Here is an 11,542-nt window from a genome sequence, read left to right on the forward strand (position 1 = left end):
CGGCCACCAGGTGAATGATCAGACTGTTGGTCGCGATGTCGTGTGAGCCGCCCGATGAGGAATGCCCCGTCACGGCCAGCGGCATCAACGTCATCAGGCCGCCCGCCAGTAGTGCGGGAGTCCACGACCAGCGCAGCACCGTCAGGCTCGCTACGGCGACGAACGCCGCCAGAATCGAGGTGGTGCGCCATGCCGCGCTGGTTTCGACCAGGTCGGCCGCCGACCATATGTCCAGCGGGGTGAGCTCGGTCAACGGTACCCCCGACACGTCGGAGATCGTCAGCGCCACCAACAGCGCAGCGCACACAGCCCATACCGCACAAGCGGCACCGCCCACCCTAAGCGCCCGGTAACCGTCGACGTCGAGTACTCCACTGGGCTGCGGCGGCACGAGGAACGCCGCGAACAAGAAGTGTCCGATCGCCACCACCGCAGCGATCTCTCCGGCGGCGCGCACGAACGACAGCCCGTAGGTAGTGAAGGGCCCCGGATCGCTGAGCCCGGTCACCGCAAGAACCTCAGGCAACGCTAAAGCGCCGATCGCCGCGGCGGTAACGCCCGAAATCGTTGCCACACCCAGCAACACAACCCGCACCACCCAGCGTCGGGGAGCGGCAGACGTCGCCATCACCGCCCCCACTCCGATCCCGCGATGTTTTCACCGTCACGGCTCCGGCGGTTCACGATCAGCACATGGATCCCCGGGGAGAGCGACGGCGCGGTGCGCTCGAACGCGACTGCGTCATATCGGAAGTGTGGTGTTGGTGACGAACGCATCGCGCACCCACGACACCACCTCGTTCCACAGCCCGGTCAGCAGGGCGATGCCGACCGCGACGAGGAGCACGCCGCCGAAGACCTGAATTCGCCGGGTGTTTCGGCGCAGCCAGCCCAGTGCCCGCATCGCCCGGCCGGATGCCAGCGCGAAAGACCGCGACGAGGAGCACGCCGCCGAAGACCTGAATTCGCCGGGTGTTTCGGCGCAGCCAGCCCAGTGCCCGCATCGCCCGGCCGGATGCCAGCGCGAATAGCACGAACGGAGCGCCCAGGCCCACACAGTAGGCGACGACGAGTGCGATTCCGCGAGCGACGTTGGGCCCCTCGCTGGCAGATGCGACAGCGATCACACCCGTCAGCGTCGGGCCCAAACACGGGGTCCAGCCCAGCCCGAACACCGCCCCAAGTACCGGCGCACCCCACAGGGTGGACAACGACGTGGGAGTAAAGCGTGCGTCGCGTTGCAGCGCAGGGAAAAAACCCATGAACACCAGACCCATCACGATCGTGACGACTCCGCCGATGCNGTGGACAACGACGTGGGAGTAAAGCGTGCGTCGCGTTGCAGCGCAGGGAAAAAACCCATGAACACCAGACCCATCACGATCGTGACGACTCCGCCGATGCGCTGCAACAACACTCCATTGGTGATGATCGTCGTCGTCAGACCCAGAATCGCGACGGTTCCCATCAGGAACACCGCCGTGAAGCCGACAACGAACAGCCCCGCGGCCCCCGCTACCCGCAGACGTGCCCTGGCCAGCGGCTGGGCACGCGCCTGGTCATCCACGCCGACCACCGCGGCGAGGTAAGACAGGTACCCGGGCACGAGAGGGACGACGCAGGGCGATGCGAACGACACCAACCCTGCCAAAGCCGACACGAACACCGCGAGAAGGACGTGTCCAGACGTAGCGATCGCGGTGACGCCATCCACGAAGTCCGACACCCCTTCGTACCCACCGGTCCAACACCGCTCAACAACGACGCAGGTCACGGCCATACCGCCGGACCCGACGCCATCATCTACTATCAAACTACGTAGAAACAAATCATCGGAGGGAGGAAGCCGCATGCGATGCCCGCCCCCCAAGCTGATCATGGCAATGCTGATGGCCCCACTAACAGCCGTAACCGTGCTGACCGCGCCGTCGGCGAGCGCCGAGCCGCAGACGCCCCTGCCCCGGTCCGGCGACCCCCTCACGGTCCCTGGCTCGACAGCGCCGAGCCCCCTCCTCCCTGCGCTAACCGGGCCGCCCCCCGGCTCGTCGCCGGCAGCTTCCGAGGACCCACCAGCCGGCCAAAACCCGGTGCCCTACCTCGGCCCACCGGTCTTCGCTCCCCCCACGTTCAACCCGACGAACGGCTCGACGGTCGGCGTCGCCAAACCCATCATCATCAACTTCCAACGACCAATCGCCAACCGCACGCTGGCCGAACAAGCCGTCCACATCTCCTCCACCCCCGCGGTCCCCGGGAAGTTCTACTGGATGAGCACGACTCAACTCAGATGGCGACCCATCGACTTCTGGCCCGCCGACACCACGGTCAGCATCGACGCCAGCGGCACGAAATCGAGCTTCCGCACCGGCGACTCGTTGGTAGCGACCATCGACAACGCCACCCTCCACATGGAAATCATGCGCAACGGCGTACTCGAGAAGACCATGCCGGTATCCCTAGGCAAGCCGGGATACGAGACGCCCAACGGCACCTACTACGTGCTCGAGAAGTTCGCCGACATGGTGATGGACTCCTCCACCTATGGTGTTCCGGTCGACGCAGCCGAAGGTTATAAGCTCAAAGTCCAAGACGCGGTGCGCATCAACAACGCCGGCATCTTCGTTCACGGTGCGCCCTGGTCAGTCGCTGATCAGGGGAAGCGCAACGTCAGCCACGGGTGCCCCAATTTGAGTCCAGCCAATGCGCAGTGGTTCTACGACAACTTCGGCAGCGGGGACCCGATCGTCGTCAAGAATTCCGTCGGCATCTACGACGAGAACGACGGTGCCCAGGACTGGCAGATCTGACATTTGGGTGAGCGTAACCGAGTAACCCACCGGCCCACCACGATTGATAGGAATCGAGCGCTATCATCGTTGAATGGCGATGACAAAAGGAGCGGGTTCCTCCCCGTCGGCCGCGGATCTGGCGCCGGCGGCAGCGCTGTTTCGCGGCCTATCGGATCCCACCCGGTTGGCGATCCTTCAGCGCCTCACCGAAGGGGAGGCCCGGGTGGTGGATCTGATTAGGGTGTTGGGCACTGCGCAGTCGACTGTGTCGGCGCATCTGGCCTGCCTACGCGAGTGCGGCCTGGTCACCGGGCGCCCGGAAGGCCGGCAGATGTTCTACTCGCTGAATCGCCCAGAGCTGATGGATCTGCTCGCGTCGGCGGAATCGCTGCTGGCCGCGACCGGGAACCAGGTGGTGCTGTGCCCTGTCTACGGAGCCGATGCGACGAAGAAAGAAGCGGTGACCAAGCGATGAGCGACACCTGCGGTTGCGGCGGAGACGAGGCCGACGTCAGCGGGCAGCCCGAGGAGCAGGCCGAATCCCTGTGGCAGGTTCGGGAACTGCAGTTCGCGGCCGTCGCGGGGGTGTTCCTGCTGGCCGGGGTGATCGCCGGCGGGGCAGGTGCGCCGTCGGCGGTCGTGCTCACGTTGGAAGCGGTTGCCTTGGTTGTCGGCGCCTATACCTTTGTGCCGTCCACGCTGAAGCGTCTGGCCAAAGGCAGGATCGGGGTGGGCACGTTGATGACCATCGCCGCTGTGGGCGCGGTGCTCCTCGGCGAAGTCGGCGAAGCCGCGATGCTGGCGTTCCTGTTCTCGATCAGCGAGGGTTTGGAAGAGTATTCGCTGGCACGCACCCGTCGCGGACTGCGCGCCCTGCTGTCGCTGGTGCCTGATCAGGCCACTGTTGTGCGCGGCGACACCGAGATGGTCGTGTCCTCACGTGAATTGCGTGTCGGCGACCGAATGCTGGTCAAGCCCGGCGAGCGGATCGCCACCGACGGCATTATCCGCAGCGGCCGCACCGCGCTGGATGTCTCGGCGATCACTGGTGAGTCGGTGCCCGTGGAAGCCGAACCGGGCCACGAGGTGTTCGCCGGCTCGATCAACGGCACCGGCGTGCTGGAGGTCGAAGTCACCACCACATCCCAGGACAACTCGCTGGCCCGCATCGTGAAGATCGTGGAGGCCGAACAGTCCCGCAAGGGCGCCTCCCAGCGATTGGCCGACCGCATCGCCAAGCCGCTGGTTCCCGGGGTGATGATCGCCGCGGCCCTTATTGCCATGATCGGCAGCCTGCTCGGCGACCCGGCCGTGTGGATCGAACGTGCCCTCGTCGTACTGGTCGCGGCCTCGCCGTGCGCGTTGGCGATCTCGGTGCCCGTGACCGTGGTCGCCGCGATCGGTGCGGCCAGCAAACTCGGCGCGCTGGTCAAGGGTGGCGCCGCGCTGGAGGCCCTCGGCGCGGTGCGCGGCGTCGCCCTGGACAAGACCGGCACCCTGACCGCCAACCGGCCCACTGTCATCGAGGTGGCCACCACCCACGGCGCCACCCGCGAGCAGGTGCTCGATCTGGCCGCAGCGCTGGAAGCGCGCAGTGAACACCCGCTGGCCGCGGCGATCCTGGCCGCCGTCGACGAGGTCACCCCGGCTACTGACGTGCAGGCGGTGACCGGCGCCGGGCTCACCGGACGCCGCGACGGCAACACGATTCGCCTGGGCCGACCCGGGTGGCTCGATGCGGGCGCATTGGCTGATGCCGTGGTACGGATGCAGCAGGCCGGCGCCACCGCGGTGCTCGTCGAAGATGACGGCCAAACAGTCGGCGCGATCGCCGTGCGCGACGAACTCCGTCCCGAGGCGGCCGAGGTCGTCGCCCAGCTGCGCCGCGACGGCTACCACATCGCGATGCTCACCGGCGACAATCACACCACCGCCGCCGCGCTCGCCAAAGATGTCGGTATCGACGATGTGCACGCTGAGCTACGCCCCGAGGACAAGGCGCGGCTCATCGAAGAACTGCGTGCCCAGCGCAACACAGCCATGGTCGGCGACGGGATCAACGACGCCCCCGCCCTGGCCACCGCCGACCTCGGTATCGCGATGGGGGCGATGGGCACCGACGTAGCCATCGAGACCGCCGACGTGGCGTTGATGGGCGAGGACCTGCGCCACCTGCCGCAGGCATTCAGCCACGCGCGTCGCGCCCGACGGATCATGCTGCAAAACGTCGGCCTGTCACTGGCGCTGATCACCGTGTTGATACCGCTGGCGCTGCTCGGTGTGCTCGGTCTGGCCGCCGTCGTGCTGGTCCACGAGCTGGCCGAGGTCGTCGTCATCGCCAATGGTGTGCGCGCCGGCCGCGCCAAGCCCCTGCCCCTTGCACCGACCGACCAACCAGCGACGGCCCACGCAGCAGCGGCGCCCTCATGATCGGCGGAAGTTGTCCGACAATCTCGGTGAGTGCATACGCCCGTGGCAGGGAAAGCGACCCGGGCTGAAGCTGCGTGCCAACCCGCAACCCACACGGCACACAAAGGGCCGGTCATGCGCATATCCATGGACCGCCGGGTGGCCGTAGCGGCAGATTGCCAAGTCTCGTTAGATCCGCCCCCGAAAAGGGTCCTTGATATACCCGCAGGGGTATTCGACAATGGGGTCGACGCCGACGAGTAGCAGGGCAAAATGATCCTCGAGCTGATGCCGAACCATGGAGACAGGCACTTTTCTGGTTTCCGCACGGCTTGCGGGCATGTTGAGGCACATCGGCCCTACCGTCAGAGCGCCCTGCCAGTCCATCCTGGTGGTCAGGTGAGACATTCCCCCGGCGAGTCGAGTGAAGGAGGTTCACCACCATGATGTACGGCACAGACGGCTGCATGTGGGGCGGTTGGGGATGGGGCGGGTGGATCCTCATGGGCGCGGTGACGGTGCTGTTGTCGGCCGCCCTGATCACCGCGGTCGTGCTGGCCATCCGGCATCTCGCCGGTAGCGATGCACAGCGCAACCGCGCGGATTCAGGAGCCTGGTCGCAGCCCGAAAATGCTCTGGCCCAACGGTTTGCGCGCGGCGACATCGACGAGGATGAGTATCGGCGGCGGATGACGCTGCTGCGCGAACACCAGGAATCGCGCTGACTCACGTGCCGCGGGCTCACGGTCGGCCGATAGCGGGATTGCCAGTCGACCGAGGACCTCAAAAATGGATGCAGCGAAGGAGATTGGAAGAATGACCGATACACCTGAATCCACGAGCGAACGAATCGCCGTGGCCGGACAGCGCCGAGGGGTGAACCACGCCTTGGCGTGGAGTGGCATTGCCGCCGCTGCGGTGTTCATCGTTGCGGTGGTGTTCTTTTCCGGGTTCTTCATCGGCAGGGCCACNGCATGACCGATACACCTGAATCGACAAGTGAACGAATCGCCGGGGCCGGAGAGCGCAGAGGGGTGAACCACGCCTTGGCGTGGAGTGGCATTGCCGCCGCTGCGGTGTTCATCGTTGCGGTGGTGTTCTTTTCCGGGTTCTTCATCGGCAGGGCCACCGACGGTTTCGGCGGCAATCGGGGGCATTGTCAAGGAACGCCCGGCATGATGGGACCCGGCATGATGGGGCCCGGCATGATGGGGCCGCAGGGCTCATGGTCACCGGGGAACATGGGGCCCTCTGGCCCCTGGGGGCCCGGCCAGTGGCAGCCGCCGACAACCACTCCAACCACACCTCGGCCGTAGCGCACAAGAACAGGTTCACGCTGCGACGGCAGCAATTTCAAGTTGTCTCATCGAGCCGGCCATCGTCGGCCACGGAGCCGCCAACGCCCAAGACGGACGCAACTCGCACCACGCGTTCGCCCACAACGCGATTCTCACAGCACATGTCGAGCACGCGAAGGGATCATCGGAAATGACCGGAATGAGCAGGCGAGCGGCGCTGAGAATGCTGGCCACCGGTGGGGCCCTCTTCGGGCTGGGGTATGTCTTGCGCAACATGATCGACATACCGGTCAGCCGTGCCCAACCCGGGATGGGTGGCGCGACCGGTATGGACATGCGCGCCTACATGAACATGTTCATGCGGCATGGCGAGCTTCGACGCAGCGTCGAAGAGATTCCCGGCGGGGTGCGCACCACCACCGAATCTGACTCCGCCGACCTCGTCGCCGAACTGCAGGCCCACGTCTCATCGATGTATACCCACCTCGATCAGGGCAGTGAAGTCACCTGCATGAGCTCAAGCCTGCCTACCCTGTTCCGCCGTGCTGCCGATTATCAACGTCAGATCACGCTCACACCCAGCGGCGTGGTGGTGGTCGAAACCTCCAGCGACCCAGAACTGACCAACGCCATTCGCGAACACGCCCGCGAAGTCACCGGATTCGTCGTCGAAGGGATGCCGGCGATGATGAGCGGAATGATGGGCGGCGGGATGATGGGACCTGGCATGGGTCACGGAATGATGGGTCCCGGCATGGGTCACGGAATGATGGGACCAGGCCGCTGAACCGAAGCAAGAAAGCCCCACCAGACGGAGCCGCCACAGGTACCGGTAGTCGCCGCAGCAGGGCACCGCGTGGTGACTGATGGCACGGCAGGCATGTCCACGCCGGCCTGAGTCGGGGATTGTGCAAGCCAACCCTTTCTTCGGCTCCCCTGAGCGAACTCGACAAGTCCAGTGAGCTTGCCGAAACGGCCATAGGCGACGCAGAAGCCACCGCGAACAGCGACCCCATTGCGGCACTGAACGCCGGCAAGCCAACGCCCGTACCCGATATTGGCCTCCCAACAATATGGTGATCATCGGCCTTCTACGAGGAGGTTGAACGAGTCGACGACGGCGCAGACTCCCGCCCGTTCGGCGAGGACCCCAGCGTGTCGAAATGGGCCGCGACTTCAGCGAAGAACGACGGCGTGGACTGCAAGTCCCCGTCACCAGGCGACGTGCTCATATCGCCAACGCGGTCTGCGAATCGGCGTAGGCAGGCCGTCGAACAGAAGTAGAACCGGTACGTGTCCTCCTCATGCGCGATCGTCAGCGACTGGGCATCTGTCGTGACGTGCATCCGACATATCGGATCGACGTGCTCCTGGTGGCGGGTTCCGACGTCGAGGGCGAACGCTTCCACCAGTGCACTCACGTTTCGCAGCCGGAGCGCGCCTAACGACGTCATCGCCAGAAAGTCCGTCCCCCGAAGCGCGGCCGCGGCCTCGGCGTTGCCGACGATCTGACCTGGCCGGGCGACGGCGGCCAGTCTGGCTGCGGTGTTGACCGTCGACCCGAAGACGTCTCCGCGGCGCTTCACCACCGCCCCGGCACAGATGCCTGCGCGCAGNGCCGGGCGACGGCGGCCAGTCTGGCTGCGGTGTTGACCGTCGACCCGAAGACGTCTCCGCGGCGCTTCACCACCGCCCCGGCACAGATGCCTGCGCGCAGCAACGGAAAGCCGTCGATACGCCGGGTTTCGTCGTGGAGTCGCCGAAGGAAAGCCAGCGCCGCGGCGGGGTCCGAACTGGTGATCATCACGGCGTCGCCGAGGGTCTTGATCATGTCGTCGCCGGGCCCGAGTGCCCCGGCGGCTATGGTGGCGAACCGATCTGCCAGTTCGGCAGCACGATGATCACCGTGGGCTTCGGTGAACGCCGTGAACCCCGCGATGTCGACGAAGATGACCACAGTGTCGACGTCGGCATGCTCGAATTCATCTGCAGCGCTGAACGGGTCGATCGTCANGCTATGGTGGCGAACCGATCTGCCAGTTCGGCAGCACGATGATCACCGTGGGCCTCGGTGAACGCCGTGAACCCCGCGATGTCGACGAAGATGACCACAGTGTCGACGTCGGCATGCTCGAATTCATCTGCAGCGCTGAACGGGTCGATCGTCATGGCGTCTCTTCTGCACGCTCAACGCGCGGCGCTGCTGGGTTTATCGACTGCATCGGCATCCCGAGGAGGCGCAACGCATTGGCGACGACGATAAGAGTAGAGCCTTCGTGAATGAGCACGGCGGGACCGATGCCCAGACCAAAGACCGTCGCCGGGATGAGGACCGCGACGATTCCGAGACTGGCCCACAGATTCTGCTTGATGACGCGGGAGGAGCGGCGGCTCAGGCTCACCGCAAACGGCAATGCGCGCAGGTCGTCGGCCATTAACGCAACGTCAGCGGTCTCCAACGCCACGTCGGAGCCCGCCGCCCCCATCGCAATACCCACATTCGCGCCAGCCATCGCGGGCGCATCGTTGACACCGTCACCGACCATCCCAACGCGGCCGCCGCGTTCCCGGAGGGCGGCGATCTGAGCCACCTTGTCCTCGGGCATCAGATCGCCGCGAGCGTCGGCGACACCGACCTCGGCGGCGACGGCATCGGCCACCCGCTGGTTGTCCCCCGACAGCATCACGGTGTACAGTACGCCGAATCATCCACGGGTGCAACGCATTGGCGACGACGATAAGAGTAGAGCCTTCGTGAATGAGCACGGCGGGACCGATGCCCAGACCAAAGACCGTCGCCGGGATGAGGACCGCGACGATTCCGAGACTGGCCCACAGATTCTGCTTGATGACGCGCGAGCAGCGGCGGCTCAGGCTCACCGCAAACGGCAACGCGCGCAGGTCGTCGGCCATTAACGCAACGTCAGCGGTCTCCAACGCCACGTCGGAGCCCGCCGCCCCCATCGCAATACCCACATTCGCGCCAGCCATCGCGGGCGCATCGTTGACACCGTCACCGACCATCCCAACGCGGCCGCCGCGTTCCCGGAGGGCGGCGATCTGAGCCACCTTGTCCTCGGGCATCAGATCGCCGCGAGCGTCGGCGACACCGACCTCGGCGGCGACGGCATCGGCCACCCGCTGGTTGTCCCCCGACAGCATCACGGTGTTCTTCACGCCGAGTGCGGCAAGACGTGCTACGACCGCCGACGCCTCCGGCCGAGGAAGGTCCATCAATCCGATCGCGCCCAACCATCGGTCGCCCGCGCGGACGAGCATCGTTGTGCGCCCCGCCTGTTCGAGTCGATCCACCTCTGCCGCCAACTCAAGCGGCGGGGGCTGAGCGGCGTCGGTGAACAACTCCGTCTTGCCGATCCAGACCTCAATCCCATCGACGGACGCGACGATGCCGCGGCCGATCACCGCACGGACGTCGGACGCGCGGGGTGTCACCGCACCGGCCAGGCGCTCGCGGCCATCGCGGACGATAGCGCGGGCGAGCGGATGGTCGCTTTGCTCCTCCACGGCCACGGCGATCCTCAACAGTTCGGCGTCGTCGCTGTCTGCTGTGGCGCAGACATCGGCGATCCTGGGCCGCCCCTCGGTGAGGGTGCCGGTCTTGTCAAAGGCCAGCACGTCGACCCGGCCAAGTTCCTCCAATGCGGCACCGCCCTTCATCAGGATGCCGGCCCGCGCCGCCCGCGCCACCGCCGACAACACCGCGCTGGGCGTGGCGATCGCCAGCGCACACGGACTGGCCGCCACCAGAACGGCAAGCGCCCGGTACACCGTGTCAGTAAACGGCTCGTCGACCACGAACCCGGCGAAGAGCAGCAGGACCACACCGACCAGGATCACGGGCACGAAAACGCGCTGGAACCGGTCGGTGAAGCGCTGCGTGGAGGTGGTCTTGGTTTGCGCCTCGGCCACCAGACGCACCACGCGGGCCAGGGTGGAGTCACCCGCGAGCCGGGTCACCTGAACCTCGATGGCGCCGGCACCGTTGATGGTGCCGGCGAACACCCGCGATGCCGCGTCGATGAGCTCGGGTGACGCGGCGGCTGCCGCCACGTCCGGGACCGGACTCTTGTCGACGGGGACGCTCTCCCCGGTCACCGGGGCTTGATCGATGCTGCTGCTGCCTGCCACGACGAAGCCGTCTGCGGCCAGACGCATGTTGGGGCGCACGACGACGATGTCCCCAACGCGCAGGTCCGCAACGGACACTTCGACGGTGTCGCCCGTGCCGCCGCGCCGCACCAGCGCCGTCTTCGGGGCGAGTTCGGCGAGCGCTTCGATCGCCCGGCGAGCCCGGCCCATCGCATAGCCCTCGAGTGCGTGTCCGACGCTGAAGAGGAACAGAAGGAGCGCGCCTTCGGCGATTTCGCCGAGCGCCGCCGCACCCGCGGCAGAGACGAGCATGAGGAAGTCGATCTCAAACCGGCCCTGCCGCACACTGGCAAAGGCTTCCTGCACGGTGAAGAACGCGCCGAAGAAGAACGCCAGGCCGTAGACCACCACCTCGGCCGAGCGCGGCGTATCGGCGAAGGCAGCCAGTAACCAGCCCGTGAGCAGCAGCGAGCCCGCCAGTCCCGCGAAGACCAGTTCGGTGCGCTCGCCGAAGATCCCGCCGTGACCATGTTGATGGTCGGCGCCGTCTCTCTCGTGCGCGACGGCGGCTTCAACCGCGGCGGCACTCCTCGACGGCGCCACCTGCGCAGCAATGACGTCTACAAGCTCTTGGGCCGTCACCGTCGCCCGCTCGAACTCCAGCTCGATCGAATCGGGTGTCGCTACTGCGGCGACCACGCCAGGCATCGTCGAGAGCGTGTCGGCGAGCGCAGTTCGTATCGCCTCGTCGTCATGAGTGCCTGTAGTCAACCAGCGAAGGTGCCCGTACGTCGACGTGATCGTGTCGGCCGCCTGCAGAGCCCGCCGCTGCACTTCTGTTGCGGACGCAGCCTCGGCGTCGTAGTGCACACACAGGCGGGGTTTGGTCGTGTCGCCATCGATGACGTGGGCCACTTCGATGATCCCGTCATCCAC

Annotated in this window: 8 protein-coding genes and 4 pseudogenes; 6 read left to right on the forward strand and 6 right to left on the reverse strand. The window is 66.2% G+C overall.

The genetic code is table 11. The features are described from left to right. The 3 pseudogenes from MCHLDSM_RS14350 to MCHLDSM_RS39290 all read right to left on the reverse strand — a co-directional run. Nucleotides 1-628 (reverse strand): annotated as a pseudogene (locus tag MCHLDSM_RS14350) (copper resistance protein CopD); the annotation flags it as partial. 114 nt (nt 629-742) lie between these two features. Continuing rightward, nucleotides 743-1,303, reverse strand: a pseudogene (locus tag MCHLDSM_RS39285) (cytochrome c biogenesis CcdA family protein); the annotation flags it as partial. A 1-nt stretch (nt 1,304) separates the two neighbouring features. Continuing rightward, nucleotides 1,305-1,714 (reverse strand): annotated as a pseudogene (locus MCHLDSM_RS39290) (cytochrome c biogenesis CcdA family protein); the annotation flags it as partial. A 136-nt stretch (nt 1,715-1,850) separates the two neighbouring features. Here MCHLDSM_RS39290 and MCHLDSM_RS14360 point away from each other — a divergent pair. The 6 genes from MCHLDSM_RS14360 to MCHLDSM_RS14395 all read left to right on the forward strand — a co-directional run bounded on the left by MCHLDSM_RS14360 (nt 1,851) and on the right by MCHLDSM_RS14395 (nt 7,283). Then, nucleotides 1,851-2,807 (forward strand): L,D-transpeptidase, encoded by a 957-nt coding sequence (locus MCHLDSM_RS14360; protein ID WP_011896131.1) that lies wholly within the window; start codon nt 1,851-1,853, stop codon nt 2,805-2,807. Between the two features lie 73 nt (nt 2,808-2,880). Next, nucleotides 2,881-3,264 (forward strand): ArsR/SmtB family transcription factor, encoded by a 384-nt coding sequence (locus tag MCHLDSM_RS14365; protein WP_011896132.1) that lies wholly within the window; start codon nt 2,881-2,883, stop codon nt 3,262-3,264. Then, nucleotides 3,261-5,219 carry a heavy metal translocating P-type ATPase gene (locus MCHLDSM_RS14370; protein ID WP_011896133.1) on the forward strand — a complete coding sequence of 653 codons (1,959 nt, stop codon included), beginning with the start codon at nt 3,261-3,263 and terminating at the stop codon, nt 5,217-5,219. The genes MCHLDSM_RS14365 and MCHLDSM_RS14370 overlap by 4 nt, the downstream gene beginning before the upstream one ends. A gap of 422 nt (nt 5,220-5,641) precedes the next feature. Continuing rightward, nucleotides 5,642-5,923: an SHOCT domain-containing protein gene (locus tag MCHLDSM_RS14380; protein WP_011896134.1), complete on the forward strand. Its 282-nt coding sequence runs from the start codon at nt 5,642-5,644 to the stop codon at nt 5,921-5,923. A gap of 249 nt (nt 5,924-6,172) precedes the next feature. Further along, nucleotides 6,173-6,514: a hypothetical protein gene (locus MCHLDSM_RS39295; RefSeq protein WP_048470725.1), complete on the forward strand. Its 342-nt coding sequence runs from the start codon at nt 6,173-6,175 to the stop codon at nt 6,512-6,514. Nucleotides 6,515-6,686: 172 nt separating this feature from the next. Then, nucleotides 6,687-7,283: a hypothetical protein gene (locus MCHLDSM_RS14395; RefSeq protein ID WP_011896135.1), complete on the forward strand. Its 597-nt coding sequence runs from the start codon at nt 6,687-6,689 to the stop codon at nt 7,281-7,283. A 304-nt stretch (nt 7,284-7,587) separates the two neighbouring features. Here the strand turns inward: MCHLDSM_RS14395 and MCHLDSM_RS39300 are convergent. The 3 genes and pseudogenes from MCHLDSM_RS39300 to MCHLDSM_RS14415 form a co-directional block, all read right to left on the reverse strand. Beyond that, the coding region (locus MCHLDSM_RS39300; protein WP_412178255.1) for an adenylate/guanylate cyclase domain-containing protein at nt 7,588-8,112 on the reverse strand (525 nt) is incomplete at its 5' end. Nucleotides 8,113-8,661: 549 nt separating this feature from the next. Next, nucleotides 8,662-9,126 (reverse strand): annotated as a pseudogene (locus MCHLDSM_RS14410) (HAD-IC family P-type ATPase); the annotation flags it as partial. Then, nucleotides 9,032-11,542 (reverse strand): heavy metal translocating P-type ATPase, encoded by a 2,511-nt coding sequence (locus MCHLDSM_RS14415; RefSeq protein ID WP_459542935.1) that lies wholly within the window; start codon nt 11,540-11,542, stop codon nt 9,032-9,034. The pseudogene MCHLDSM_RS14410 and the gene MCHLDSM_RS14415, both read right to left, overlap by 95 nt.

Source organism: Mycolicibacterium chlorophenolicum (assembly GCF_001044235.1).
In the GTDB taxonomy this organism is placed as follows: Bacteria; Actinomycetota; Actinomycetes; order Mycobacteriales; family Mycobacteriaceae; genus Mycobacterium; species Mycobacterium chlorophenolicum.